The organism is Comamonas terrigena NBRC 13299 (assembly GCF_006740045.1).
GTDB lineage: Bacteria > Pseudomonadota > Gammaproteobacteria > Burkholderiales > Burkholderiaceae_C > Comamonas > Comamonas terrigena.
In genome coordinates this window covers 965,389-990,564 of record NZ_AP019749.1, presented here as the reverse complement: position 1 = coordinate 990,564, position 25,176 = coordinate 965,389, and the positions used below count along the sequence as shown (strand labels likewise).

At 65.0% G+C, this 25,176-nt stretch carries 24 protein-coding genes; 14 read left to right on the top strand and 10 right to left on the bottom strand.

What is annotated here, in order from left to right; translation table 11 throughout:
- Positions 1 to 52: 52 nt before the first annotated feature.
- Positions 53 to 1,324 carry an RsmB/NOP family class I SAM-dependent RNA methyltransferase gene (locus CT3_RS04500; protein WP_066539750.1) on the bottom strand — a complete coding sequence of 424 codons (1,272 nt, stop codon included), beginning with the start codon at positions 1,322 to 1,324 and terminating at the stop codon, positions 53 to 55.
- A gap of 157 nt (positions 1,325 to 1,481) precedes the next feature.
- Between CT3_RS04500 and CT3_RS04495 the strand changes: the two genes are divergently transcribed.
- Positions 1,482 to 1,730: a DUF1653 domain-containing protein gene (locus CT3_RS04495; protein WP_066539871.1), complete on the top strand. Its 249-nt coding sequence runs from the start codon at positions 1,482 to 1,484 to the stop codon at positions 1,728 to 1,730.
- A gap of 172 nt (positions 1,731 to 1,902) precedes the next feature.
- Here the strand turns inward: CT3_RS04495 and CT3_RS04490 are convergent, their stop codons facing one another.
- A complete protein-coding gene (locus CT3_RS04490) occupies positions 1,903 to 2,208 on the bottom strand; it encodes a hypothetical protein (RefSeq protein ID WP_066539757.1) in 306 nt (101 codons plus the stop codon).
- A 342-nt stretch (positions 2,209 to 2,550) separates the two neighbouring features.
- Here CT3_RS04490 and CT3_RS04485 point away from each other — a divergent pair, with 342 nt between their 5' ends.
- From CT3_RS04485 to CT3_RS04470, 4 genes are all read left to right on the top strand, one after another.
- The gene (locus CT3_RS04485; RefSeq protein ID WP_066539760.1) at positions 2,551 to 3,105 is read left to right on the top strand and encodes a hypothetical protein; all 555 of its coding nucleotides are present in this window, start codon (positions 2,551 to 2,553) and stop codon (positions 3,103 to 3,105) included.
- A gap of 24 nt (positions 3,106 to 3,129) precedes the next feature.
- Positions 3,130 to 3,678, top strand: coding sequence for a hypothetical protein (locus CT3_RS04480; protein ID WP_066539763.1), 549 nt, complete (start codon positions 3,130 to 3,132; stop codon positions 3,676 to 3,678).
- Between the two features lie 33 nt (positions 3,679 to 3,711).
- The gene (locus CT3_RS04475; protein WP_066539772.1) at positions 3,712 to 4,410 is read left to right on the top strand and encodes a flagellar basal body L-ring protein FlgH; all 699 of its coding nucleotides are present in this window, start codon (positions 3,712 to 3,714) and stop codon (positions 4,408 to 4,410) included.
- Between the two features lie 88 nt (positions 4,411 to 4,498).
- Positions 4,499 to 5,086 carry a chalcone isomerase family protein gene (locus CT3_RS04470; protein WP_066539775.1) on the top strand — a complete coding sequence of 196 codons (588 nt, stop codon included), beginning with the start codon at positions 4,499 to 4,501 and terminating at the stop codon, positions 5,084 to 5,086.
- Positions 5,087 to 5,113: 27 nt separating this feature from the next.
- On the opposite strand, the gene CT3_RS04465 is transcribed toward CT3_RS04470, so the two are convergent.
- The 3 genes from CT3_RS04465 to CT3_RS04455 all read right to left on the bottom strand — a co-directional run bounded on the left by CT3_RS04465 (position 5,114) and on the right by CT3_RS04455 (position 8,226).
- Positions 5,114 to 5,860 carry a response regulator gene (locus CT3_RS04465; RefSeq protein WP_066539778.1) on the bottom strand — a complete coding sequence of 249 codons (747 nt, stop codon included), beginning with the start codon at positions 5,858 to 5,860 and terminating at the stop codon, positions 5,114 to 5,116.
- 417 nt (positions 5,861 to 6,277) lie between these two features.
- Positions 6,278 to 7,522: an ATP-binding protein gene (locus tag CT3_RS04460; protein ID WP_083520559.1), complete on the bottom strand. Its 1,245-nt coding sequence runs from the start codon at positions 7,520 to 7,522 to the stop codon at positions 6,278 to 6,280.
- The gene (locus CT3_RS04455) at positions 7,519 to 8,226 is read right to left on the bottom strand and encodes a response regulator (RefSeq protein WP_066539781.1); all 708 of its coding nucleotides are present in this window, start codon (positions 8,224 to 8,226) and stop codon (positions 7,519 to 7,521) included. The genes CT3_RS04460 and CT3_RS04455 overlap by 4 nt, the downstream gene beginning before the upstream one ends.
- Positions 8,227 to 8,484: 258 nt before the next feature.
- Between CT3_RS04455 and xopAW the strand changes: the two genes are divergently transcribed.
- The gene (xopAW, locus tag CT3_RS04450) at positions 8,485 to 9,387 is read left to right on the top strand and encodes a XopAW family type III secretion system calcium-binding effector (protein WP_066539784.1); all 903 of its coding nucleotides are present in this window, start codon (positions 8,485 to 8,487) and stop codon (positions 9,385 to 9,387) included.
- 129 nt (positions 9,388 to 9,516) lie between these two features.
- Here the strand turns inward: xopAW and purN are convergent, their stop codons facing one another.
- A complete protein-coding gene (gene purN / locus CT3_RS04445; protein ID WP_066539795.1) occupies positions 9,517 to 10,098 on the bottom strand; it encodes a phosphoribosylglycinamide formyltransferase in 582 nt (193 codons plus the stop codon).
- Between the two features lie 21 nt (positions 10,099 to 10,119).
- Here purN and CT3_RS04440 point away from each other — a divergent pair, with 21 nt between their 5' ends.
- The 3 genes from CT3_RS04440 to CT3_RS04430 all read left to right on the top strand — a co-directional run bounded on the left by CT3_RS04440 (position 10,120) and on the right by CT3_RS04430 (position 13,364).
- Positions 10,120 to 10,845: a YceH family protein gene (locus tag CT3_RS04440; protein WP_066539798.1), complete on the top strand. Its 726-nt coding sequence runs from the start codon at positions 10,120 to 10,122 to the stop codon at positions 10,843 to 10,845.
- A gap of 88 nt (positions 10,846 to 10,933) precedes the next feature.
- A complete protein-coding gene (locus tag CT3_RS04435; RefSeq protein WP_066539800.1) occupies positions 10,934 to 12,115 on the top strand; it encodes an acyl-CoA dehydrogenase family protein in 1,182 nt (393 codons plus the stop codon).
- Positions 12,116 to 12,248: 133 nt separating this feature from the next.
- Complete coding sequence (locus CT3_RS04430; protein WP_066539802.1) at positions 12,249 to 13,364, top strand: acyl-CoA dehydrogenase family protein; 1,116 nt, start codon at positions 12,249 to 12,251, stop codon at positions 13,362 to 13,364.
- 120 nt (positions 13,365 to 13,484) lie between these two features.
- Here the strand turns inward: CT3_RS04430 and CT3_RS04425 are convergent, their stop codons facing one another.
- Both CT3_RS04425 and CT3_RS04420 read right to left on the bottom strand, forming a co-directional pair.
- A complete protein-coding gene (locus tag CT3_RS04425; protein WP_066539873.1) occupies positions 13,485 to 14,432 on the bottom strand; it encodes a bestrophin family protein in 948 nt (315 codons plus the stop codon).
- A gap of 190 nt (positions 14,433 to 14,622) precedes the next feature.
- Positions 14,623 to 15,180, bottom strand: a complete 558-nt coding sequence (locus CT3_RS04420) for an HNH endonuclease (protein ID WP_066539804.1) — start codon at positions 15,178 to 15,180, stop codon at positions 14,623 to 14,625.
- A 169-nt stretch (positions 15,181 to 15,349) separates the two neighbouring features.
- Between CT3_RS04420 and CT3_RS04415 the strand changes: the two genes are divergently transcribed.
- From CT3_RS04415 to CT3_RS04400, 4 genes are all read left to right on the top strand, one after another.
- Positions 15,350 to 16,399, top strand: a complete 1,050-nt coding sequence (locus tag CT3_RS04415; protein WP_066539876.1) for a bifunctional riboflavin kinase/FAD synthetase — start codon at positions 15,350 to 15,352, stop codon at positions 16,397 to 16,399.
- Positions 16,400 to 16,513: 114 nt separating this feature from the next.
- Positions 16,514 to 19,369: an isoleucine--tRNA ligase gene (gene ileS / locus CT3_RS04410; protein WP_066539807.1), complete on the top strand. Its 2,856-nt coding sequence runs from the start codon at positions 16,514 to 16,516 to the stop codon at positions 19,367 to 19,369.
- Positions 19,370 to 19,547: 178 nt separating this feature from the next.
- Complete coding sequence (lspA, locus tag CT3_RS04405) at positions 19,548 to 20,054, top strand: signal peptidase II (RefSeq protein WP_066539810.1); 507 nt, start codon at positions 19,548 to 19,550, stop codon at positions 20,052 to 20,054.
- A gap of 355 nt (positions 20,055 to 20,409) precedes the next feature.
- On the top strand, positions 20,410 to 22,065 hold the full coding sequence (locus CT3_RS04400) for a Na/Pi cotransporter family protein (protein ID WP_066539817.1): 1,656 nt from the start codon (positions 20,410 to 20,412) through the stop codon (positions 22,063 to 22,065).
- Between the two features lie 74 nt (positions 22,066 to 22,139).
- On the opposite strand, the gene CT3_RS04395 is transcribed toward CT3_RS04400, so the two are convergent.
- Positions 22,140 to 22,961, bottom strand: a complete 822-nt coding sequence (locus CT3_RS04395) for an NUDIX hydrolase (RefSeq protein ID WP_066539878.1) — start codon at positions 22,959 to 22,961, stop codon at positions 22,140 to 22,142.
- 11 nt (positions 22,962 to 22,972) lie between these two features.
- Entirely contained in the window at positions 22,973 to 23,956 is a 984-nt protein-coding gene (locus CT3_RS04390) for a quinone oxidoreductase family protein (RefSeq protein WP_066539820.1), read from the bottom strand.
- Between the two features lie 160 nt (positions 23,957 to 24,116).
- Here CT3_RS04390 and CT3_RS04385 point away from each other — a divergent pair, with 160 nt between their 5' ends.
- Positions 24,117 to 25,016 carry a DMT family transporter gene (locus tag CT3_RS04385; protein ID WP_066539822.1) on the top strand — a complete coding sequence of 300 codons (900 nt, stop codon included), beginning with the start codon at positions 24,117 to 24,119 and terminating at the stop codon, positions 25,014 to 25,016.
- Positions 25,017 to 25,176 lie beyond the last annotated feature (160 nt).

Genomic DNA, 25,176 nt, shown 5'->3' with positions numbered 1-25,176 from the left:
GGATTTTTTTGCCAGCGGTGAACACCGCCGGAGTACAGGGCGGAAGCCGCGCTTACTTGCGTTCCCACACGGCGGCAAAAAAGCCGTCGGTCTGGTGGGCGTGGGGCCACAGGCGCACATACTGCGTGCCGCTGTCGCCGCCAGCGCACAGGGTCGCAGCGTGCTCCACTTTCAGCTTCTCCAGCGTCTGACCGGCATCCAGCGGCACGAAGTCGGGATGCGCTTGCTGGAAGGCTTCGGCAATGCGCTCGTTTTCTTCGGGCAGCACGGAGCAGGTGGCGTAGACCAGGCGGCCGCCGGACTTCACCATGCGCGCAGCGCTGGTCAGGATGGACAGCTGCTTTTCGGTCAGCTCGGCCACCGCATTCTGGTCCTGGCGCCACTTCAGATCGGGGTTGCGGCGCAGGGTGCCCAGGCCGGAGCAAGGCGCATCCACCAGCACGCGATCGATCTTGCCGGCCAGGCGCTTGACGCGTTCGTCGCGCTCATGGGCCAGGGCGGCAGGGTGCACATTCGACAGGCCGCTGCGCGCCAGACGGGGCTTGAGCGCTTCCAAGCGGTGGGCGGACACATCGAACGCGTACAGGCGACCGGTGTTGCGCATCTGCGCGCCAATGGCCAGGGTCTTGCCGCCGGCTCCGGCGCAGAAATCCACCACCATTTCGCCGCGCTTGGCGTCCAGCAGCAGGGCCAGCAGCTGCGAGCCTTCGTCCTGCACCTCGATGCGGCCCTTCACAAAGGCTTCCAGCCGGGTCAGTGCAGGCTTGCTGTCCACGCGCAGCCCCCAGGGGGAGTACGGCGTGGCTTCGGCCTTGATGCCGGCTTCCTTCAGCTCCTTTTGCACCTCGGCGCGCTTGGCGTTCAGGGCGTTGACCCGCAAGTCCAGCGGAGCAGGCTCCAGCATGCTGGCGGCCAGTGCCTCGAACTGGTCGCCCACCTGGGCTTGCAGCGCGTCGGCCATCCACTGGGGCAGGTTGTGGCGGTGCTGGGGCATCAGCTCTGCGGGCTTCACCGCATCGCATTCATCGACCCACTTGATCTCCTGCGGGCTGAGCGCGGCTTTCAGAAAGTCGCGCGGGCCGTGAAAGCCCAGGATGGCCAGACGCCGCTCCTTGGGGCCGCTGCCGTTGCGGGCCAGGGCTTCGAACAGGGTTTTCTTGCGCAACACGGTGTAGGCCGTTTCGGCCAGCGTGCCGCGCTCGCGCGGGCCCAGGTTGCGGTGGTCACGGAAATAGCGGGACACCACGGCATCGGCCGGGTGTTGAAATTGCAGGGTCAGCTTGACCAGTTCGGCGCAAGCGTCCAGAAGGGCTTTGGGGTGCATAGCCTGCATTGTCCCATTGCGGGCTATTCCCAGGTATGGCCGCGGCTTGGCGGCCTGTGGGTGGTAGCACGCCCATCAGCCTACCGGGATCCACCCACATCGCTTTTTTGCGCCGTGCTTTCCGTGAACGTGCTGCCCAGGCACTAGCATGGCGGCCATGGCACACCCCGAACCCCTTCCCCCTCTGCCGCAGATTCCCGCCGGCCGCTACCGCCACTACAAAGGCAACTTCTACCAGGTGCTGGACGTCGCCCGGCACAGCGAGACGCTGGAGGCCCTGGTGGTGTACCGGCCCCTGTACGGCGAAGGCGCGCTGTGGGTGCGGCCTGCTGCCATGTTCACCGAGACCGTGGTGGTCGATGGCGTGGAGCAACCACGCTTTGCGCACGTGGGCGACGGGGACTGAGCCAGGGCGGCAGCCCGCCTGCGCCCCGCAGGTCTTTGCATGCCTGCAGCCCGTTGGAGATACGCTCGCCGGACGGAAGCGGACACTCGGCGATGACCGCGGCACCCCAGGTATCTCGTCACAGCCTTCCGGCATTCACCATGTACTGCCCTGCGCCTGGGCAGCGCGCGCTTCAGACGAAAAAGTCCACGACCTTGCCCAAGGTCTTCATCCCGCCACTGGTGTAGGCGGCAATGGCCTTGCCGGCGGTGGTCGTGGTATCCACCACGCCGGTCCCCCCCGCCACCACGCCATCCACCACGGCGGCGGTCACGTCTTCGACCAGCCCGCTGGCAATGCTGCCCACGCCCCCCGTCTGGGCGGCAAAGGCCGTTCCCGCCACGGCCCCCACCACATCGCCCAGTGAACGCTTCTGGTGCACGGCAGTGCCCAGCTGCAGGGCACCACGCACCGTCTGGATGGCCTGAAGTGCATTCATGTCGTCTTCATTTCTTTTTCATTTCTACACCGCATTTGTATCACAAACATTCCAGAATAAATGGCGCCATACAAAATCCACACAAACTGGCTACATAAAATATACAAAACTCCACAATCAATACCACGGCATCAATCGCAATTTGTATGCACAGCGTCACCTGATAATTTCAAATAACGTACATAACGCATGCCGAAATAATACTTACCTCTGGCATTTGGTATCCAAACTGTTGATTATTTGTATGCAATTTGTAGTTTGACCTGATTTTCTCCCATTCATCGCCTTATTTAATCAATCAGCACACTCCTAATATTCGCTCATCTTTTCAAGGAGATTGCGATGAGCGACATCACATCTGTTTCAGGCAGCGGCTCCAGTTCTCTCGCTGCGCTGACCAACACCAAGCGCCCCCGCGTGGCGGCAGACACCCAGGAAGCGGGCGAGTCCGACTTTGCCAGCGCCATCTGCTCTTTCAGCAACGAAAGCCTGGCCCTGCTCAGCGAAGCAGGCCACACCGGTCTGGAATGGCTGGAAGCGGGCATCGACAGCACCGTGGAAGGGGTGAGCGATCTGGGAGACGGCATTGCCGGGCTGGCAGAAGACGGCCTGGACGCCATCGTGAGCCTGGCCCAGACCGTGGAGTCCACCGCGTCCAGCGTCGCCAACTCCCTGGGCTCGGCGGCCACCAGCGTGGCCCAGTCGGTGGAATCGACGGCGTCCGGCGTGGCCGATCTCTGGGATGACACCGTGGAGATGGCTTCCACCGTGGCAGGCGCGGTGACCGACGGCGCCGAAACGGTGCTGGATGTAGTGGGCTCCGGCTCGCGCAACGTGGCCTCCTATGTGGCCCTGGGCAATTCGGCGGTACGCGCCCTTCTCAACGAACTGGTCTGAATACAGACTGCAGGACGCCCCATCATGCGAATCCCTACCCCTCTGCTCACCACCCTGGGCATTGCAGCCTGCGCACTGCAAACCGGCTGCGCCATCATCACCGTCGAACCCTTGTGGGAACTGACCAAGGCCGCCGCCGTCGTCGCCAACAGCGCCGTGGCGCTGTCGCCCCCCTCGGCATCCAACACGCTCTACAACCTGCGCACCCCGCTGAACAGCGTGTGCATTGAGTACAACCCCCAGACGCAGGTGCCCGACCTGGTGCCGGCCCTGCAGGCCGAACTGCAGAAGCACGGCATCGACAGCAAGGTGTATGACACCGCCCCCGCGGCACGCCTGTGCAATGTCTGGCTGGAGTACACCGCCTACTTCGACTGGGGCCGCCCGCCCTTCACGGGGGACTTCCGCCCCTATGTGACCTCGGTGCAACTGGCCCTGCGCTCCAAGGAAGGCGAGCTGATCTCCAGCAGCCAGTTCCAGCTGGACCCCTATCTGTCACGCGGCCAGTGGACCAGCACCCGCACCAAGGTCAGCCCGGTCGTGACCGCCCTGGTCACCGGCTACCAAGACTGATTCCCCTTTCTTCCGATTTCGCAGGAGATTCCGATGCCCATGCCTTTCCGCCCATTGTTTCTGGCCTCTGCCGCCTTGTGCGCAGGCATGCTGACCGGCTGCGTGACGCGCGACCCCTCCATCGTCAACAGCCCGGTTGCCGTGGCCGCCATGCCGCGCATGGCCAATATCGAGCGCGTCAACACCGGCAGCCTTTTCAACAACAACACCTTCACCAGCCCATTCAACGGCCGTGCCCGGCCGCGCAATGTCGGGGATTCGCTGAAGATCGAGATCGCCGAGTCCATGAGCGCCACCAGCAAGGCCAAGACCGACGCCAGCCGCCAGAACGCCATGGCCAACAAGGGCCCAGGCAGCAATTCGGGTACCGGCTTTCTGGGCTCCATCCTGAATCTGGACGCCCAGGCCTCCGGCAGCGATTCCTTCAGCGGTGACGGCAGCTCCAGCAATTCCAGCAACTTCACCGGACAGATTGCGGCCTCGGTCATCAACGTGCTGCCCAATGGCCACCTGGTGGTGGCGGGCGAGCGCAGCATCGCCATGAACGGCGACGCCAAGACCCTGCGCTTCTCCGGTGTCGTCGACCCACGCGACTTCCGTCCCCAGAACATCGTGGCCTCGTCCGACGTCATCAACGCCAAGATGGAAGTGGTCGGTCGGGGCGATGTCTCGGAAGCCGGTCAACGCACCTGGCTGCAGCGGGTACTCACCAACACCCTGGCCATCTGGTAATCGCCACGCGGTTTTTCCCTGCCGGCGTCCCCTTTTTTTGACCCGCAGCAGTGCCGGATGCTGCACCTGTCTTTGCAAGGAGATCACCATGCCCACTCCATTCAAGACTGCACTGGCCATCGCCTCCTGTGTGGCCAGTTGCCTGCCCAGCCTGGTGCGCGCCGCCGAAGCGGAGCCTGCCCTGATCGGCGCGTCCGCCCAGGTGGCGGGACAGCAGCTGCAGCTCAACGGCGCAGGCATCAGCAAGCGCCTGCTCTTCAAGGTCTACACGGTGGGTCTGTACCTGCGTGACCAGCGGCGCACCACCGAAGCCGTGCTCTCCAGCGATGGTCCGCGCCGCCTGGTGATCCGGCTGATGCGCGACATCTCGGCCAAGGAGTTCGAGGAAGCCGTGCTGGACAAGCTGGCCAAGGACATCGCCCAGATGGATGCCCGCGTGGCCGAGCAGATGAACGGCCTGAGCCAGGCCCTGGCGCACCTGCCGTCCGGGCTGCGCAGCGGCGACCTGCTGACCCTGGACTGGATTCCGGGAACCGGCACGGTGGTGGAGCACAACCGCCGCCGCGTGGTGCAACCGATGCAGGACATTGCCTTCTACAACACCTTGCTCAACTTCTGGCTGGGCGAGCAGGCGGACGATCCGCAGCTCAAGACCGCCCTGCTAGGCCTGAGCTGAGACCAAGAAGACGCTCCGCCAACCTGGTCAGCGCTGCCAGACCGGATGGCCCTGGACGTGCTGCACCTCCAGCACATAGCCCACGCCGCGCACGGTCTTGAGCAGCGTGGGCGAACGGGGATCGTCGCCGAGCTTGCTGCGCAGGCGCGATACCAGCAGGTCGATGCTGCGCTCGAACGCCGCCATCGTGCGCCCATGGGCTTGCTCCATCAGCTTGTCCCGGCTGCAGACCCGCCGGGGGGTGCGCAAAAAAGTGCACAGCAAGCGCAGCTCGGCCCCCGACAGCGGCACCACCACCCCGTCGGGCGACACCAGGTGGCGCTCCATGGTGAAGAGCTGCCAGCCATCGAACTGCACCACCTCGAGCAGATCCGGAGGCAAGGTCACCGGCTTGATCGCCGCAGCCACCGCGGCGGCCGAGTTCCGCAGCACGTTCTGGATGCGTGCCACCAGTTCACGGGGCTCGAAGGGCTTGCCCATGTAATCGTTGGCCCCCAGCTCCAGCCCCAGCACACAGTCAAAGGGGTTGGAGCGGGCGGTCAGCATGATGATGGGCAACTGGGAGTGCGAGCGCAGCTCCTTGGCCAGCCGGATTCCGTCCACGCCCGGCAGCATGACATCCAGCACCACCAGGTCGATGGGCTGGGCAGCCAGCTGGGCACGCATGGAATCTCCGTCGCAGGCCGCATAAGTGGCATAACCGAAACGGGTGAGATATTGCGTGAGTAATGCGGTGATTTCCTCGTCGTCATCCACCACCAGAATATGGTGCATAGGCAAACCGTGCTGAGTCAAAATAATTGTGGTCGTTTTGACTGCGAGTGTAGGCACCCCTCGGCACTTGCGGTGAAAACTTAAGCAGTTTTTTTATACTTTTTTCACTCTTTACGTACGCAACCACGTACACAAGCACCGCAAGACACCTACAAAGCCCGTTTTTTGTAGGCAGACTGAAACAATATGTCACTTCTGCTATTTACGCGGTGGCAGCCGGACGAAAACTGGCGCCGATTTTCGGCACCCATCTTTTAGCCACCAGATAATGCAGCAAGGCTTATTTTCCACATGCCCCCTGAATATGCCTGCCGGCCTGAAAAACACAAGCGGTGGCATACACAGCGCGCCAACCGTGGATATTCCCGCCTGCACGCAGCTACGACAGAAGCAGCTGCAGAAGCGGGCGCATCACGGCTACGGCTGGCTGTAGGGCAGCTCCAGCACGGCGCACAGGCCGCCGTCGTGGGCGTTGTGCAGGCGCAGTTCGCCATGGTGGCGCAGCGCAATATCGCGCGCAATCGACAGGCCCAGCCCCACCCCGCCGTGGTGGCGGTGGCGCGATGCTTCCATGCGCACAAAAGGCTGCATCACCTGCCGCAGCGCCGCATCGGGCAGGCCGGGGCCATGGTCGCGCACGGTGATGCGCACGCCCAGCGGGCTTTCTTCCAGCAACACCTCGGCCCCGCCGCCGTAGCGCAGCGCATTGGCAATCAGATTGTCCACACAGCGGCGCAGTGGCCCGATCTGGGCCTGGATGATCCCGGCCGTTCCCCGCAGCGGGATGTGCACCCCCGTCAATTCATGGTCGTCCACCACGCTTTCCAGCAAGGCCTGCACCTGCACGCGCACCATGGGCGTGGCCTGGGCCTGGCCGCGCAGATAGTCCAGCGTGTCCTGGATCATGGCGTCCATCTCGGCAATGTCGCGCTGGAATTCGAGGTTGGTGTGATGGTCGTCCAGCAGCTCGGCACGCAGGCGCAGCCGGGTCAGCGGCGTGCGCAGATCGTGCGAGACAGCCGCCACCAGTCGGTCACGGTCCTGCAGCTGCTGGCGGATGCGGTCCTGCATCTGATTGAACACACGGCTGGCCTCGCGGCATTCCACGGTGCCCGTCTCGGGCAGTGGAGGGCGGTTGATATTGCCCCCCAGCTCCCGCGCCGCCGCCGCCAGGCGCAGCATGGGAGTGGCCAGCCAACGCGCGCCGAACCAGGTTGCGATCAGCAGCGCCGACAGGCGAAAGCCCACGTCCAGCACAAAGGCCCACAGCGAACGCTGGGGTTCTTTTTGCGGCGGCAACGGTCGCCCTTCCGGCTGCAACTGCAGCGGCAGTCCACGGCGCACCACATAGGATTTCTCGTTGGTCACGGTGATGGGGTTGCTCAGGGTCTCGCCCTGGACCTGCTGCGGCGGCATCGGCGGCTGAGGCGGGGGCGGCGGAGGCCCGCGCAGCTCGAACATCAGCGACAGCGCCAGCAGATGGCTGGCCACCACCACCACGGCCAGCAGGCAGGCCAGCCGGCCGAACAGCGTATCCGGCCCGCGCCGCAGCCGCTGCAGCAGCCTGCGCAGCCGGTCAGCCCAGCCCAGTGCCGGTGGCGCCACGCTGGGCGCGGCGGCAGGCCCCTGCCCGTCAGCGGCAGGTGCAGACACCGGACTCATGCCACGCAGGCCTGGATCTGGCGGGCGTCCAGCATGTAGCCAGCCCCCCGCACGGTCTTGATCAGCGAAGGCCCGTCCTCACCCAGCTTGTGGCGCAGGCGCGAGATCAGCAGGTCCACGCTGCGGTCCAGGCTGTCCATGCTGCGCCCCCGGGCCTGCTCCAGCAGTTGCTCGCGGCTGAAGACACGGCGTGGCGCTTCCAGCAAGGTGCACAGCAGACGGTATTCCGCATACGACAGTGGCACCACCGTGCCCTGCGGATCCACCACCTGGCGCTCCAGGCGCTGCAAGGTCCAGGCATCGAAACGCACATTCGCGGCCTGGCTGGTATCGGCCTGGGCCGTGGCCTGGCGGCGCATCACACTGTGGATGCGGGCCACCAGTTCGCGCGGCTCGAAGGGCTTGCCCATGTAATCGTCGGCGCCCAGCTCCAGCCCCACCACGCAGTCATAGGATTCGGCACGCGCGGTCAGCATGATGATGGGCATCTGCGACTGCTGGCGCAGCAAGCGGGCCAAGGTCAGGCCATCGACACCGGGCAGCATCACGTCCATCACCACCAGATCGATGGCATGGGCCTTGAGCTGGCTGTGCATGCTGGCGCCATCGCTGGCCACATGCACTTCAAAGCCAAAACGCTCCATGTATTGGCTGAGCAGCGTCGTAATCTCTTCATCGTCATCCACCACCAAGATTCGGTACATCGCGTGCTCACTCCTTGCATTTCCGCGTCAACAGGAGGCCAGTGTAAGGACGTGCTTCGCTTGGTATGGGAGGAAAGAAAGGATGCCCCATAGACAGTTCAGGGGCTTACAACGCGCTTTGTAGCGACTGCCGTACAAACAGGACAACAACGGTTTACGCGGCGGCCTCAGCATGTGCAGCGGTTCACCTCGCAGCCATGTCTGCGGCAGAGGGCATGCAGGCCGCTGGCGGGCTGGATCTTCTTGAAAGGACCTCCCATGACCAGCATTTCCAGTCTGGGCAGCAGCAATGCGTGGAGTTCGGCGATACAGAGCCAGCGCAGCCAGCAAAGCGCCAAGCTCGCAGAAAAACTCTCGGCCAACTTTGATGCCGACGGCGATGGCAGCCTGAATGAGACCGAGCTGCAGTCGCTGATGGATGACATCGGCAGCCGCACCGGCCAATCCGGCGGCAGCAGCGCCAAGGACCTGTTGTCCAGCAGCGACAGCAACGGAGACGGCAGTCTGAGCACCGACGAGCTCGAAGCCGCACTGCCCAGCATGCTGCCGCCACCCCGCTCCACCATGGATTTCGCGCAATCGCACGGCGCGGGCCAGAGCGATGACCTGTTCAGCAAGGTGGACAGCGACGGCAGCGGCGATGTGAGCAGCGACGAGCTGACGGCGCTGCTGCAGAAGATGAACGGCCAGGAGAGCGTGAGCGAGGAAGACGCAGCGGCCCTGTTCAGCCAGCTCGACAGCGACGACGACGGCAGCCTGAGCCAGGCCGAATTCGATGCCGCCCGACCCCAGAACGCCGGCGGCATGCCGCCACCACCGCCCGCCCAGGCCAGTGCCAGCATGGAATCCGACAGCGACAGCACGGGCACGGCTGCAGCCAGCGGTGTCGGGGGAGCCGGCGGCGCAGGGGGCTCGACCACCACCGTCTACGACGAACTGGACACCAATGAAGACGGCACCGTGTCCCTGGCCGAACGCCTGGCCGGCGCCGCCGAAGACGCCGCCGATGCGGCCCTCAACGTGGTCGATCAGCTCAAGCAATCCGCCGAGAGCTGGACCCAGAATGCCCGCAACGCCCTGTTGGCCACCGCCCACCGTGCCTACCAAGCCGCCAGCGGCGAACCCGCCGCAGCCCGCAGCACCTACAGCTATACGGTCTGAGTTCTGGCTTCCCTCTGCGCCGCAGGTGAGCGGCGTGGAGGAACGTCACCCCGTTTCCGGGGGTGGACTAGGGGCACAACGTGGTCGATGGCAGCGGGCTCCAGCCGGAGAGCCTCCCGACCACCGCCGTTACAGATGGCGCAGAAAGTGCGCCACGGCACGCGGGTAGATGATGTGTTCCTGCGTCAGCACCCGTGCGGCCAGGGTCTGGGGGGTGTCCTCCGGCAGTACCGGCACCACGGCCTGGTCCAGAATGGGCCCCACATCCAGCTCGGCCGTCACCTGGTGCACGGTCGCACCGGCAAACTTGCAGCCCGCCTCAATGGCACGCTGGTGCGTATGCAAGCCCGGAAATGCCGGCAGCAGCGAAGGGTGGATATTCAGCAGCCGCCCGGCAAAATGGTTCACGAATCCGGGCGTGAGAATGCGCATGAAGCCGGCCAGCACCACCAGCGCCGGTTCATGGCTGTCGATCTGCTGGGCCAGCGCCGCATCAAACGCTTCGCGGCTGTCGAAATCCTTGTGGTTCAGCACTGCCGTGGCAATGCCATGCTCACGGGCAAAAACCAGGCCTTGGGCATCGGCCTTGTTGCTGATGACGGCGGCCACGCGGGCGTCCAGACGGCGCGCCCACTCCTGTTGCTGGGCAGCCCGTACGATGGCTGCCATGTTGGAGCCGCCGCCAGAGATCAAAATCACGATGTTTTTCATTTCCTGCGAATTATCCCAGCCATGCCATTCGACCACCGCGCTCAGCCTTTGTCGCCCCACGCCGCCCGTGTGCTTGCCACGCTGATGGAGAAAGCCCGCACCGTACCGGACAGCTATCCGCTCACGGTGAACAGCCTGCAATCGGGCTGCAACCAGAAGACCAGCCGCGCGCCGGTGATGCAGCTGAGCGAAGGCGACATCCAGGCCGCCCTGGACGAGCTGCGCCAGCGCCACCTGGTGATGGAAGCCAGCGGCCAGCGCGCCACCCGCTGGGAACACAATTTCGAGCGGGTAGTGGGCGTGCCCAGCCAGGCCAGCGCCATCCTGGGCCTGCTGATGCTGCGCGGCCCGCAGACGGCTGGCGAGCTGCGCATCAACACCGAGCGCTGGCACCGCTTTGCCGATATCGGCTCGGTCGAGGCCTTCCTGGAAGAGCTGCGCGACCGCAGCGAGGAAAAAGGCGGTCCGCTGGTGGTGCTGCTGCCGCGCGCCCCCGGCGCCCGGGAAGCACGCTGGGCGCACCTGCTGTGCGGAGAGGTGGATGTCAGCGCCCTGGCCGCGGCCAGTGAAGCCGGTAGTGCCGCCCCGTCCGACGGCGCCACCGCCCAGCGCCTGGCCGCACTGGAAGCCGAAGTGGCACTGCTGCGCGCCACCGTGCAGCAGCTGTGCAGCGCCCTGGGAGTGGAAGCGCCGGTGCCCCACAGTGGCATGGATTCTGCAGAGCAGAACCCGCCAGCCGAAATCTGACTCCGGACTCACCCTAGGCTGTCGCCGCCCCGACATGGCGGCAGCGAACGACCATGCTAAAAACCTTGCATTACAAGGAGACCGCAGCATGGATTTGGCATTCACGCCCGAAGAGCAGGCCTTCCGCGAGGAAGTCCGCGCCTGGATACACGAGCACCTGGACCCCGCCGCCGCCCGCAAGGTCCGCGAAGGCCTGCGCCTGACGCGCGACGACATCCAGGGCTGGGCCAAGACCCTGGGCAAAAAGGGTTGGCTGGCCTATGGCTGGCCCAAGGAATTTGGCGGCCCCGGCTGGACTGCGGTGCAAAAGCACCTGTTCGCCGAAGAACTGGCCAAGGCCGGCGCCCCCAGCATCGTGCCCTTCGGGCCGGTGATGGTGGCCCCGGTGATCCAGGCCTTTGGCACGCCGGCGCAGCAGCAGCGCTTTCTGCCCGGCATTGCCAGCGGCGAAGTCTGGTGGAGCCAGGGCTACAGCGAGCCGGGTTCAGGTTCGGACCTGGCCAGTGTGAAGACGCGCGCCGAGCGCCAGGGTGACTTCTACATCGTCAACGGCCAGAAGACCTGGACCACGCTGGGCCAGCATGGCGACTGGATGTTCAACCTGGTGCGCACCAGCAACGAAGGCAAGCCGCAGACCGGCATCAGCTTCCTGCTGATCGACATGAAGTCGCCCGGTGTGACGGTGCGCCCCATCAAGCTGCTGGATGGCGAATGCGAAGTCAACGAAGTCTTCTTTGACAACGTGAAGGTGCCTGCCGACCAACTGATCGGTGAAGAGAACAAGGGCTGGACCTACGCCAAGCACCTGCTGGCACACGAACGCACCAATATTGCCGACGTGAACCGCGCCAAGCGTGAACTGGAGCGCCTCAAGCGCGTGGCCCGGGCCGAAGGCGTGTGGGAAGACCCGCGTTTCCGCGACCAGATCGCCCTGCTGGAAGTGGACGTGGTGGCACTGGAGATGCTGGTGCTGCGCGTGCTGTCGGCCGAAAAGAGCGGCAAGAACCCGCTGGACATTGCCGGTCTGCTGAAGATCAAGGGCAGCGAGATCCAGCAACGCTACACCGAGCTGCTGATGCTGGCCGGCGGCCCCTACAGCCTGCCCTTGGTCTACGAGGCCATGGAAGCCGGCTGGCAGGGCGACTTCCCCGGCGGCACGGTGGGCCTGGCCCCGCTGGCTTCCAGCTACTTCAATATGCGCAAGACCACGATCTACGGGGGCTCCAACGAAGTGCAGCGCAACATCGTCGCGCAGACGGTGCTCGGCTGATGCCCCACCGCCGTCCGCGCTGCGCACAGCGGGACGGCTCCCCCACGCCCCCCTCGGGGAGGGCGCCAGACAGAGCTTTGCTGGACACCCCATGCGGCGGCGCCGCCCGGGATGACAGCACCAGGAGAGATTTATGGATTTCAATTTTTCCGAAGACCAGCAGCAACTGCGCGATGCCGTGCGCCGCTGGGTGGACAAGGCCTACACCTTCGAGCACCGCCGTGCGGCGGTGAAGGCCGGTGGCTTTTCACGCGATACCTGGGCCGAACTGGCCGACCTGGGCCTGACGGCCCTGACCGTGCCTGAAGCCCATGGCGGCCTGGGCCTGGGCGCCGTTGACGCCATGGTGGTGATGGAGGAACTCGGCCGCGGCATGGTGCTGGAGCCACTGGCCCAGGCCTTCATCACCGGCGCCGTGCTCGGCCAGTTTGCCCCCGAAGCCGTGCAGGCCCAGTGGCTGCCGCGCGTTGCGGCCGGCGAGTCCATCGTGGTGCTGGCCCAGCAGGAACGCAGGGCACGCTACCGCCTTGACCGCTGCGAGGCCCAGGCCACCAGGAACGGTGCGGGCTATGCAGTGACCGCCCGCAAGAGCATCGTGCCCATTGGCGACAAGGCCGATGCCTTTCTGGTGCCCGCTCTGCTGGACGGCCAGCAGGCGCTGTTCCTGGTGGAAGCTTCGGCCGAGGGCGTGAGCACCCAGGGCTACGGCACCCAGGACGGCAGCCGTGCTGCCGAGCTGCAGTGCAACGGCAGCCCTGCCACCCTGGTCACCACCGACGGCCTGTCAGCGCTGGAACTGGCGGTGGACGTTGGCAGCGCCAGCGTCTGCGCCGAAGCCGTGGGGGTGATGGAGCAGGCCCTGCTGACCACGGCCGACTACCTGAACCAGCGCAAGCAGTTCGGTGTGGCGATCGCCAGCTTCCAGGCCCTGCGCCACCGCTCCGCCGATATGAAGATGCAGCTGGAACTGGGCCGTTCCATGAGCTACTACGCCAGCCTGCAACTGGGCCAGCCGGCCGAAACCCGCCGCCGCTCCATCGCCCGCGCCCGCGTGCAACTGGGCCAGTCCATGCGCTACGTCGGCCAGCAGGCCGTGCAACTGCATGGCGGCATCGGTGTGACGGACGAGTACATCATCAGCCACCACTTCAAGAAACTGACCCAGCTGGAGATGACCTACGGCGACAGCCTGCACCATCTGGGCGAAGTGTCGGCCCGCATGCGCGAGACCGCAGGCGTGATGGAATAAGCCCAGCGCACCCCGCATCCCTCGCGGCCGGCACTGCGCACTGCAGCCCACCGGCCGCTTTTGGCACGGGCCCCTCCCCTGGGGTCCGTTTTTTTATGCAGGGAAGAAGGAAGCCGCCCCTCAGGTCAGCCGGTACTCCAGCGGCTGCAGCGGCTGCGGTGGCTCGGGGTCACCCAGCGACTGGCACAGGCTGATCTCGATGCCGCGGCAGAAGGCATCCAGCGGCAGGTCGTTGCTTTCCACACCGAAGGGCTCTTCCAGCTCGTCACCCAGCGCGTCCAGACCAAAGAAGGTATAGGCCACGATGCCCACCACAAACGGCGTCATGAAGCCCGTGGTGTCCACCAGGCCGAACGGCAGCAGAAAGCAGTACATATAGGCCGTGCGGTGCAGCAGCAGCATGTACGAAAACGGAATCGGCGTGTGGCGTATGCGTTCACAGGATGCGGCCGCAGCCGTCATCGCGGTGAAGGTGTTGTCGATCTGGGCGGCCAGCACCGGGTCTATCCAGCCTTTGCGCAGGCAGTCGCTCAGGTCATGGCCGTTGGCCAGCATCAGCGCATCGGAGCGGAAATTCAGCGGGTGGTTGCGCATGGCAAACCACTCCTCGGCCGTCAGCCAGCGTTCCAGTGCCCCGTCGTCCTGGTGACCGCGCAGCTGGGAACGCAGCGCATGCGCATGGGCAATCGCACGGTGCACCATGCGCACCCGCACATCTCCCACGCGGTTGCGGGGGTCCAGTACCACAGGCACGCGGATGAAGTTCTGGCATTGGCGCGACAGCGTGCGGGCGCAGATCACCAGCTCGCCCCAGAGCTTGCGCCCTTCCCAGAAACGGTTGTAGGCCGTGGTGTTGCGGAAGCCCAGAAAAATGGCCAAGGGCAGGCCGATCAGCGTGAACGGGATGGGCGTGACGGTGATCTTGAGATCGAACAGATTGCCATGTGCGTAGGTGACCAGCACGGCCAGCACGATGTTCAGGCACAGCACCCATCGGATGCGCTGCAGCACGGAACCGCGCAGGATGAGGAAAAGGTTGAAGCCGGTGGGGCGGTCGCGGACGATCATGCGCAGCAGGCGATCGAGGGTAAACACCTATTGCACCACAGGACAGACGGGCGTTTCTGCAAATGCTGAAAATTCTGTGCCCGTGGCAGGCGCTTCCCTCGCAGAAGCAAGGTCTGCATTGGGCGCTTGGACTGGAGACCCTGCCCTCCTCGTGGAGATAGCGCCGCGCATGCGGGCCCCGGCACGGCGGCTACAACGCCCAGCGCGAGCTTTTGGGCACATGGGCCAGCAGAAACTCCATCTGATCGGCCAGGATGCGGCGATTGCGCAGGATGAAGTCCTCCCACAGGCTGGGGGTGTAGGGCGCATACAGCAGCGGCATGCGCGCCTGCTCCGGCGTGCGCGGCCCTTTGCGGTGGTTGCAGGCACGGCAGGCCGTGACCACATTCATCCAGTGGTCCTGGCCTTTCTGGGCAAACGGCACGATGTGTTCGCGCGTCAGGTCGCGCTCGTCGTGGACCCGGCCGCAGTAGGCACACAGGTGGCGGTCGCGGGAAAACAGTTTGCTGTTGGTGAGGCCGGGCTTGAGCGCATGCGGGTTGATGCGCGGAATGCCTTTGGTGCCGATGATGCTGTTGATGTGGATCACCGACTGCTCGCCGGTGTGCGCGTTATGGCCCCCACGGAACACCGCGATCTGCGCGCCCGATTCCCAGCGGACCTCATCGGCGGCGTAGTGCAGCACGGCCTCCTCCAGGCTGATCCATGACTGGGGAAGTCCGTGGGCGGACAGCTTCAGAACCTTCACGATGCACCTCCTCGAATGAACGTCAACGTCCAGGACGGGTTTCGCGGCAAGCCGATAAGGCATGCGACAGGCATACCCTATGGATGGCAATATACTCGCTTTCACTGTCAGACAGCCATCCCGTGCTGAATTGGAAAGCGCCGCGCGCTATGAAAAACAAAGCATTCCCATGAAGATTTTCAGAGGCCTTCAGCACCCCGATCGTGCCCCCGCATGCGCGGTCACCATTGGTAACTTTGATGGGGTGCACCGTGGCCACCAGGCCATGCTGGGATTGCTGCGTGCCGAAGCCGCGCAACGCGACCTGCCCACCTGTGTGCTGACCTTCGAGCCCCACCCGCGGGACTACTTTGCGCAGAAGCTGAACAAGCCCGATCTGGCCCCCGCCCGCGTGGGCACGCTGCGCGACAAGCTCAGCCAGCTGGCCATCTGCGGCGTGGACCAGACGGTGGTGCTGCCTTTCAACGATGCGCTGGCCGGCCAATCCCCGCAAGCCTTCATCCAGAACGTGCTGGTACAGGGCCTGGGCGCCCAGTACATCCTGGTGGGCGATGATTTCCGCTTTGGCAGCCAACGGGCCGGCGACTACGCCATGCTGGACGCCGCCGGCCAGGCCCAGGGCTTCGACGTGGCCCGCATGAACAGCTACGAGGTGCATGGCGAGCGTGTCTCCAGCACCACGGTGCGGGCGGCGCTGGCGGCCGGCGACATGCCGCAGGCGGCCAAGCTGCTGGGCCACCCCTACACCATCTCCGGCCATGTGGTCCATGGCCGCAAGCTGGGCAGGCAGCTGGCGGAGTCCAAGGCCGGGGCGGCCGATGGCTTTCGCACCCTGAATCTGCGCTTTGACCACTGGAAACCGGCGGCCAGCGGCATCTTTGCGGTGCTGGTGCACGGCCTGGATGCACAGCCGCTGCGCGGCGTGGCGAACCTGGGGGTGCGTCCCTCGCTGGACCCGAACGACGTCAACGGCGGCCGTGTGCTGCTGGAGACACATTGCCTGGATTGGCCTACCCATCTGGGTGGCGAAGGCGCCTACGGTAAAATCATCCGCGTGGAACTTCTGCACAAACTGCACGACGAGCTGAAGTACGACAGTCTCGATGCCCTGACAGCAGGTATCGCCAAGGACTGCGATGACGCATGCGCGTTTTTTGCGTCCATTCCCGCGTCTTCCTACACCGAAACCCGTCGCCAGACCACGCGCGACCGAATTTGACGCTCGCCGTCCCAGCCTGGGCGCGGCAGCGCTTCGGGCACCTGCATCCCATTCACGTCCTGGCCGCGACGCCAACGCGCCGGCCATGGCCTTGCCCTGCTTTCAAGGTTTTCCATGTCTGATTCGAAGTCCAATAAGCCCGAAGCGTCCGCCTACCGCGCAACGCTGAACATGCCCGACACCCCCTTCCCCATGCGCGGCGACCTGCCCAAGCGCGAGCCGGGCTGGGCCAAGGAATGGGAAGACCAGGGCACCTACCAGAAGCTGCGCGCGGCCCGCCGCGGCGCGCCCATGTTCATCCTGCACGACGGCCCGCCCTACGCCAACGGCAAGATCCACATCGGCCACGCCGTCAACAAGATCCTGAAGGACATGATCGTCAAGAGCCGCCAGCTGGAAGGCTATGACGCCCGCTATGTGCCCGGCTGGGACTGCCACGGCCTGCCCATCGAGAACGCCATCGAGAAGCTGCACGGCCGCAACCTGCCCCGTGACGAGATGCAGGCCAAGAGCCGCGCCTTCGCCACCGAGCAGATCGCGCAGCAAATGGTCGACTTCAAGCGTCTGGGCGTGCTGGGCGACTGGGACCACCCCTACAAGACCATGAACTACGCCAACGAGGCGCTGGAACTGCGCGCCTTGAAGAAGGTGATGGAGCGTGGTTTTGTCTACCGTGGCCTGAAGCCGGTGTACTGGTGCTTTGACTGCGCCTCCTCGCTGGCCGAGTTCGAGATCGAATACCAGGACAAGCAGTCGCAGACCCTGGACGTGATGTTCCCCGCTGCAGATACTGCAAAGCTGGCCGCAGCCTTCGGCCTGCCCGCACTGGACAAGGACGCCTTCATCGTCATCTGGACGACGACGGCCTGGACCATCCCTGCCAACCAGGCGCTCAACGTCAACCCCGATCTGGAATACAGCCTGGTCGATACCGAACGCGGCCTGCTGATCGTGGCCTCGGCCCTGGTGGAAAAGTGCCTGGCACGCTGGAACATCACCGGCCAGGTGGTGGCCACCGCGCAAGGCAAGGCGCTGGACCACATGCCCTTCAAGCACCCGCTGGCCCATGTGGACAAGGGATTTGACCGCATCTCCCCCGTCTACCTGGCCGAGTACGCCACGGCCGACGACGGTACCGGCATCGTGCACTCGGCGCCGGCCTACGGCGTGGATGACTTCAACTCCTGCATGCACAACGGCATGGATTACAAGGACATCCTCAACCCCGTGCAGGGCAATGGCGTGTACGCGGCGGACCTGCCGCTGTTCGGCGGCCAGTACATCTGGAAGGCCGTGCCTGTCATCCTAGACGCCCTGAAGGTCGCAGGCCGTCTGATGGACACCACCCACCTGACCCACAGCTACCCGCACTGCTGGCGCCACAAGACGCCGGTGATCTACCGTGCGGCCGCACAGTGGTTCATCCGCATGGATGAAGGCGAAGGCGTGTTCACCGACCCCGCGCAGAAGCCCGAGAAGACCCTGCGCCAGATCGCGTTGGAAGCCATCGACAGCACCAGCTTCTACCCGGAAAACGGCCAGGACCGCCTGCGCGCCATGATCGCCGGCCGTCCCGACTGGTGCATCTCGCGCCAGCGTTCCTGGGGCGTGCCCATCCCCTTCTTTCTGCATGTGGACACGGGTGCGCTGCACCCCCGCACCATGGAGATCCTCGACCAGGCGGCCGACATGGTCGAGCAAGGCGGCATCGAGGCCTGGAGCCGCGTGAGCGCAGAAGACATCCTGGGCGCGGAAGAAGCCAAGCACTACACCAAGAGCACCGACATCCTGGAAGTCTGGTTCGACTCCGGCTCCACCTTCTGGCATGTGATGCGCGGCACCCACGCCGACATGCACCATGACCAGGGCCCGGAAGCCGACCTGTACCTGGAAGGCCATGACCAGCACCGCGGCTGGTTCCACTCCTCGCTGCTGCTGGCCTCCGCCATCTTCGGCCGCGCCCCGTACAAGGGGCTGCTGACCCACGGCTTCACCGTGGACGGCCAGGGCAAGAAGATGTCCAAGTCGCTGGGCAACACCGTCGCTCCACAGGACGTGAGCGGCAAGATGGGGGCCGAAATCATCCGCCTGTGGGTGGCTTCGACCGATTACTCGGGTGACCTGGGCATCGACGACAAGATCCTGGCCCGCGTGGTAGATGCCTACCGTCGCATCCGCAACACGCTGCGCTTCCTGCTGGCCAACACCAGTGACTTCGACGCAGCCACCGACAGCGTCCCCTACCAGGACCTGCTGGAGATCGACCAGTACGCCCTGGCCCGCGCGGCGCAGCTGCAAAAGGAAATCATCGGCCACTACCAGGTCTATGAATTCCACCCCGTGGTCGCCAAGATCCAGCTGTTCTGCTCGGAAGACCTGGGCGGCTTCTACCTGGACGTGCTCAAGGACCGCCTCTACACCACGGCGCCCAAGAGCCTGGCCCGCCGCTCGGCCCAGACCGCACTGCACCAGATCACCCAGGCACTGCTGCGCTGGATGGCACCGTTCCTGTCCTTCACGGCCGAAGAAGCCTGGAAGATCGTGGGCCACAGCGAAACCATCTACCTGGAGAAGTTCACCGAACTGCCCGAAGGCGATGCCGCCCTGCTGGCCAAGTGGACCCGCATCCGCGAGATCCGCGACGTGGTCAACAAGGACATCGAAGCCGTGCGCGTGGAAGGCAAGGTCGGCGCATCGCTCCAGGCCGAAGTCACCATCTCGGCCCAGCACGAAGACCTGGCCCTGCTGCAGTCATTGGCCGACGACCTGAAGTTCGTGCTCATCACCTCGGCCGCCCAGGCAGTGGCAGGCGATGCGCTGGCCGTGGCCGTCACCCCGTCGGAAGCCGCCAAGTGCGAGCGCTGCTGGCATTACCGCGATGACGTGGGCGTGAACCCCGCCCACCCCACACTGTGCGGCCGCTGCGACAGCAATCTGCACGGCAGCGGCGAAGTGCGCAGCAAGGCCTAAACTGCCACACACGCCCCCCCTCACCGCCCACGCCCGCGTGGGCGGTGTGCTTTGGTACAAAGACAGAAGCTGCTCAGGCCCCTGCACCAATGGATCCAGGCACGAATCCACCTGAAATTCATGTGGGGATAGTGCCGGCAGCTATGATTTTTTGAGTTTCACAGGATCCCCGATTGCCATGACCGCACCCCTTGCTTTGCGCACCGCCCGCATCTGGCCCTGGCTGGCCTGGGCACTGGCCATCATTGCGCTGGACCAGATCACCAAGCAGTGGATTCTGGATGTCTACCAGCTGGGCGACTGGACGCCCATCACCGGCTTCTTCAACATCGTGCGCGCTCACAACACCGGCGCGGCGTTTTCCTTCCTGGCCGACGGCAGCGGCTGGCAGCGCTGGCTGTTCGTCGGCATCGGCGTGGTGGCCACGCTGCTGATCGTCTGGCAACTGCGCAAACACCCCGGCGACAAGCTGTTCTGCTTTGCGCTGTCCAGCATCCTGGGCGGCGCCATCGGCAATGTGGTGGACCGCCTGCAGCACGGCTATGTCGTGGACTTTCTGGACTTCTACTGGGGCAGCAGCCACTTTCCCGCCTTCAACGTGGCCGACGTCGGCATCAGCGTGGGGGCCGCCTGCCTGATCCTAGACGAAATCCTGCGCAGCCGCCGGGCCAAACGCGGCGTGTAAGCCACACGCCGCCGCCGGCCTCCCCCTACCTCGTACCCCCTCCCGGCCCCACGCTGCGAGGGGTTGGCTTTTTGAGGGCCTTGTCCGGGCCGCCGGGTGTCCGCCATGCAACAGATCGGAGGGTCGCCAACGCTCACAGATACAGGCGATCGTGCTAGCGTTTCAGGTACAGGAAATGCTTGTCAGGCAGACGCAGCGCACCGGGTGGATGGGATGCCGTTAGTACCCATTCTTTTTGTTTCGTTTTTTTTCTAAAATATTCCTATACCGCACTGCCTGGTGCGCTATCGATGGCCACCCGGTGTCCGACACCGGGTCTCAGGGTTATATTAGTTCGCTTCCTAGCGAACCGTTCATGAAGCACTTACTCAATCTTTTGGCTGCTGTGGCCCTGCTGGTCTGGGGCACCCATATGGTGCGCACCGGTGTGCTGCGCGTGTTCGGCGCCAACCTGCGCAATCTGTTGGCCCACAGCATGCGCAACCGCTTCACGGCGGCCCTGTCGGGCCTGGGCGTGACGGCCCTGGTGCAGTCCAGCACGGCCACGTCGCTGATGACTTCGGCCTTTGTCGGCCAGGGCCTGATTCCGCTGCCTGCCGCCCTGGCGGTCATGCGTGGCGCCGATGTGGGCACGGCCGCCATGGCGGTGCTGTTCTCCTTCGATCTGTCCTGGCTGTCACCGCTGTTCATCTTTGTCGGGGTGGTGCTGTTCATCACCCGGCAGGACACCACGCCGGGACGCATTGGCCGGGTGCTGATCGGGCTGGGCGTGATGCTGCTGGCACTGCGCCTGGTGGTGGAAGCCACCGAACCGCTGCTGGAATCCGCCACCGTGCGCACCTTGCTGGCCTCGGTCAGCAGCGACATTTTTCTGGAACTGATGCTGGGCGCCGTGCTGGCGGTGCTGGCCTATTCCAGCCTGGCCATCGTGCTGCTGATTGCGGCCATGGCCAGCTCCGGTGCCATTCCGCTGGACGTGGCCCTGGGCCTGACATTGGGCGCCAATCTGGGCAGCGGCATGGTAGCGGTGCTGACCACCGCCAAGGCCGCCATCGAGGTGCGCCAGGTCACCGTGGGCAATATGCTGTTCAAGATCATGGGCGTGGCCATCGTGGCGCCGTTCATGGGCCTGTGGGTCACTTATGCCCAACCCCACATTCCCGGCGCGGGCCAGAATGTGGTGCTGTTTCACCTGGCGTTCAACATCTTCAACAGCCTGTGCTTCATCGGCCTGACCCAGACCGTGGCACGCTGGGTGTCCAACCTGCTGCCCAAGCCGGCCGACCACAGCGCCGGCAGCCTGCTGCGCCCGCGCCACCTGGATCCTTCGGCCCTGTCCACCCCCTCGCTGGCCATCAGTTGCGCCGCACGGGAGGCCTTGCACCAGGCCGATGTGGTGGAGTCCATGCTGATCGGCCTGCAGAAGGTGGTGGAGAGCGATGACGCCAAGCTCTCGCACGAGGTGCGCAAGCTGGAAGACACGGTGGATGACCTGTATTCCGCCATCAAGTACTACATGACCAAGATTTCGCGCGCCGAACTGGACGAACGCGAAGGCCAGCGCTGGACGGAAATCATCAGCTTCACCATCAACATGGAGCAGATCGGCGACATCATCGAGCGCGTGCTGCAGGAAATCGAGGACAAGAAGATCAAGAAGGGTCGCCACTTCTCGGAAGCCGGCAAGCAGGAGATCAGCCAGCTGCACGAGCACCTGCTGAGCAATCTGCGCCTGGCCATGAGCGTGTTCCTGAACGGCAACCCGCGCGAGGCACAGAAGCTGCTGGAAGAGAAAGCACGCTTCCGCGACCTGGAGCTGGCCTACTCGGCCACCCACCTGAACCGCCTGGCCGACAACACCGTGCCCAGCATCGAGACCAGCTCGCTGCACATCGACCTGATCAGCGACCTGAAGCGCATCAACTCGCTGCTGTGCTCCGTGGCCTACCCGATCCTGGAGTCCACCGGTGCACTGGCGCCCAGCCGGCTGCGCGAGCCGGTGGCGAAGTAAGCCCCCGACGGGAGCTTCCGCAGACATAAAAAAGGCGCCCCCCGGGCGCCTTTTTTTGCACCGCGTTCCGGCGGCTACCAGCCCAGGTGGTCGGCCAGAATCAGACTGGCTTCAGGCGTGAAGCAGTCCTGCAGCAGCCAGGCCTGCAGTTGCTGCGGCGTGATGCACTGGAACTGCGCCACTTCCCCGTCCATGTTCTGCGGTTGCACGCCCTGCGGCACCACGGCATGGAACCATTGGATACTTTCCAGCATATAGCCTGTGCCATCGCCACCTTCTTCACTGGGACAGGCAAAGTCCACCTGGCCGCCCCGGCGCAGCTGCTGCAGCGGAGCCAGGTCCAGGCCGGCTTCCTCCTGCGTTTCGCGTGCCAGCGCGGTCTGCAGGCTGTCACCGGCAGAGACCATCCCCCCCATCAGCGTGTCCCACTTGCCCGGGTGCGTGGGTTTGTTCAGTGCGCGCTGCTGCACCCACATGCGCCCGTCCGGGGCAGAGCCCAGCAGGTGCACCGCCTGCGTGGCCACGCCCAGCACGCGCACGGCGCCGCGTTCCACCGTGGCCACCAGCGCACCGTCCTGGCCATGCACATCCAGTTGCTCATTGCGCCAGGGGCCACAGCGCCCCTGTGTGCGCAGCAGTTGCGCCATCGCATTGAGTGCCGCCGTGGGATCGTCGGCCTGCAACTGCCAGGCCTGTGCGCCCTGCACCGTGGCGGCCTCCAGCACAAAGCCCTGCTGCCGGGCCCAGACCGTGGCCTGGGCCGCATCGAACACCGCTTCGGCCACACTGCCGATGCGCTGGCCATTGCACCACAGCGGCCATCGCGGAGCCTGCGGCGGCTGCTGACTGGCCTGGCGCAGCGGCTGCACCCATTGCGTTCCGGCTCCGGCCGGCATGTGCAGGCCGCTCACAGCGTCAAGATGCTGGAGCCGGTGGTCTTGCGCGCTTCCAGGTCCCGGTGGGCCTGCTGCACATCGGCCAGGGGGTAGCGCTGGTCGATGTGGATGTTCACCAGCCCGCTGGACACCACATGGAACAGATCGTCCGCTATGGCCTGCGTGGCTTCCCGGCTGTGCATATGGGCAAACAGGGTCTGGCGCGTCACATACAGCGACTTGGCGGCCAACACAGCCGGCGCAAAAGGCGCCACCGGCCCGGAGGCATTGCCGAAGCTGACCATCAGACCAAAGCGCCGCAGGCAGGCCAGCGAGCCTTCCCAGGTGTCCTTGCCCACGCTGTCGTAGACCACTTTCACCCCTTGCCCTTCGGTGATCTCCATCACCCGCTCGGCAAAGTTCTCGCTTCTGTAATTGATAGCGTGCACGGCCCCATTGGCCAGCGCCAGCGCACATTTCTCATCAGATCCTGCGGTGGCAATCAGCTGCAGGCCCAGCGCCCGGGCCCACTGACAGGCAATCAGTCCCACGCCACCGGCCGCCGCATGGAACAGCACGAAATCCCCGGGCTGGATGCCTTCCACCGGCCTGCATTTCTTGAGCAGGTATTGGGCCGTCATGCCCTTGAGCATCATGGCGGCACCGGTCTCGAAACTGATGGCATCGGGCAGATGGCATACATGGGTGGCCGGCATCACACGGCGCTCGCTGTAGCTGCCGGGGGGGTGGCTGGCATAGGCCACGCGGTCCCCCACCTTCAGGTGCTTCACATCCTGTCCCACGGCTTCCACCACGCCGGCAGCCTCCATGCCCAGGTTCAGCGGCAGCGGCAGCTGATACAGGCCGGAGCGTTGGTAGACATCGATGAAGTTCAGGCCCACCGCATGGTGGCGCAGCAGCACCTCCCCGGCGCCCGGTGCCGGCACCTCCTGCTCCACCAGTTGCAGCACCTCCGGACCACCGTTGTGGGTGATCTGCACGACACGGGATTTCATGGCATCTCCTTGGAATTGGCACACACTCTAAACGCTTCGGCAGGGCACTCGCCGCCGCCACGGGCATGCCCGCTGCCAGCAAAACGCGATGCCCCCACGCCCCACATGCTGCCACGACCGGCCCTGTGGCCTGTCGCAACGGCGCTACCATGGGGCCCCTATGACTTCACCGTTGACACTGGGCACGGCCGCCATGCTGACGGCAGCGCCGTTGCTCTGGGCTGGCAATGCCATTGTGGGCCGCATGGTCCACGACCTGATCTCTCCGTTCACACTGAACTTTCTGCGCTGGGTGCTGGCCTTTGCCCTGTTGCTGCCCTGGAGCTGGTCCGTGCTGCGGCGTGGCAGTGCACTGTGGCCGCACTGGCGTCGCTATGCCCTGCTGGGGCTGGTGGGGATTGGTTGCTACAACGCGCTGCTGTACCTGGCATTGCAGACTTCCTCGCCCATCAATGTGACCCTGGTGGGCTCCAGCATGCCGGTGTGGATGCTGGTGATTGGCCGACTCTGCTTTGGTGCGCGCATTTCGCTGCGCCAGATGCTGGGCGCGGCACTGTCGGTGCTGGGTGTGGCGGTGGTGCTGAGCCGCGGAGACCTGCGCCAGCTGCTGAGCCTGCAGTTGGTGCCGGGCGATCTGTTCGTGCTGCTGGCCACCATTCTGTGGTCGCTCTACAGCTGGATGCTGGCCGATACCCGGGAGCCCACCAGCATCCGGGGCGACTGGGCCGGCTTTCTGATGGCCCAGCTGGTCTTCGGCCTGGGCTGGTCGGCCCTGTTCGCCAGCGGCGAACTGGCGCTGGGCCACATGAATCTGCAGCTGAGCCTGCCACTGGCCGGCGCCTTGCTCTTCATCGCCCTGGGCCCGGCCATTCTGGCGTACCGTTTCTGGGGCGTGGGAGTCTCACGTGCCGGTCCGGCCGTGGCCGGCTTTTTTGCCAACCTGATCCCGGTCTTCACCGCCATTCTCTCCACCCTGGTGCTGGCCGAGCTGCCCCATGTCTACCACGGCGTGGCTTTCCACCTGATCGTGGGCGGCATCGTCGTCTCCTCCCGGCGCTGAAGCTTCCATGTGCCGGCCCAGCCCCAGCGCTGCGCCGTTGCCCAGCATGGAGGGCTGCCTGGCCGGCATCTCATCCACAAAGCGCTCCAGGTCGGCCACCGGCAGGGGCCGGCTGAAGAAATAGCCCTGGAAACGCTGGCAGCCAAAGCGCACCAGGCTA

Coding starts and splice junctions, on each gene's coding strand:
- purN (WP_066539795.1), bottom strand. CDS start 10,098: ATGAAAAACATCGTGATTTTGATCTCTGGCGGCGGCTCCAACATGGCA.
- xopAW (WP_066539784.1), top strand. CDS start 8,485: ATGACCAGCATTTCCAGTCTGGGCAGCAGCAATGCGTGGAGTTCGGCG.
- CT3_RS04480 (WP_066539763.1), top strand. CDS start 3,130: ATGCGAATCCCTACCCCTCTGCTCACCACCCTGGGCATTGCAGCCTGC.
- CT3_RS04395 (WP_066539878.1), bottom strand. CDS start 22,961: ATGCCGGCCGGAGCCGGAACGCAATGGGTGCAGCCGCTGCGCCAGGCC.
- CT3_RS04425 (WP_066539873.1), bottom strand. CDS start 14,432: ATGATCGTCCGCGACCGCCCCACCGGCTTCAACCTTTTCCTCATCCTG.
- CT3_RS04440 (WP_066539798.1), top strand. CDS start 10,120: ATGCCATTCGACCACCGCGCTCAGCCTTTGTCGCCCCACGCCGCCCGT.
- CT3_RS04385 (WP_066539822.1), top strand. CDS start 24,117: ATGACTTCACCGTTGACACTGGGCACGGCCGCCATGCTGACGGCAGCG.
- CT3_RS04400 (WP_066539817.1), top strand. CDS start 20,410: ATGAAGCACTTACTCAATCTTTTGGCTGCTGTGGCCCTGCTGGTCTGG.
- CT3_RS04470 (WP_066539775.1), top strand. CDS start 4,499: ATGCCCACTCCATTCAAGACTGCACTGGCCATCGCCTCCTGTGTGGCC.
- CT3_RS04485 (WP_066539760.1), top strand. CDS start 2,551: ATGAGCGACATCACATCTGTTTCAGGCAGCGGCTCCAGTTCTCTCGCT.
- CT3_RS04430 (WP_066539802.1), top strand. CDS start 12,249: ATGGATTTCAATTTTTCCGAAGACCAGCAGCAACTGCGCGATGCCGTG.
- CT3_RS04415 (WP_066539876.1), top strand. CDS start 15,350: ATGAAGATTTTCAGAGGCCTTCAGCACCCCGATCGTGCCCCCGCATGC.
- CT3_RS04490 (WP_066539757.1), bottom strand. CDS start 2,208: ATGAATGCACTTCAGGCCATCCAGACGGTGCGTGGTGCCCTGCAGCTG.
- CT3_RS04465 (WP_066539778.1), bottom strand. CDS start 5,860: ATGCACCATATTCTGGTGGTGGATGACGACGAGGAAATCACCGCATTA.
- lspA (WP_066539810.1), top strand. CDS start 19,548: ATGACCGCACCCCTTGCTTTGCGCACCGCCCGCATCTGGCCCTGGCTG.
- CT3_RS04435 (WP_066539800.1), top strand. CDS start 10,934: ATGGATTTGGCATTCACGCCCGAAGAGCAGGCCTTCCGCGAGGAAGTC.
- CT3_RS04475 (WP_066539772.1), top strand. CDS start 3,712: ATGCCCATGCCTTTCCGCCCATTGTTTCTGGCCTCTGCCGCCTTGTGC.
- CT3_RS04460 (WP_083520559.1), bottom strand. CDS start 7,522: ATGAGTCCGGTGTCTGCACCTGCCGCTGACGGGCAGGGGCCTGCCGCC.
- CT3_RS04495 (WP_066539871.1), top strand. CDS start 1,482: ATGGCACACCCCGAACCCCTTCCCCCTCTGCCGCAGATTCCCGCCGGC.
- CT3_RS04390 (WP_066539820.1), bottom strand. CDS start 23,956: ATGAAATCCCGTGTCGTGCAGATCACCCACAACGGTGGTCCGGAGGTG.
- ileS (WP_066539807.1), top strand. CDS start 16,514: ATGTCTGATTCGAAGTCCAATAAGCCCGAAGCGTCCGCCTACCGCGCA.
- CT3_RS04500 (WP_066539750.1), bottom strand. CDS start 1,324: ATGCACCCCAAAGCCCTTCTGGACGCTTGCGCCGAACTGGTCAAGCTG.
- CT3_RS04455 (WP_066539781.1), bottom strand. CDS start 8,226: ATGTACCGAATCTTGGTGGTGGATGACGATGAAGAGATTACGACGCTG.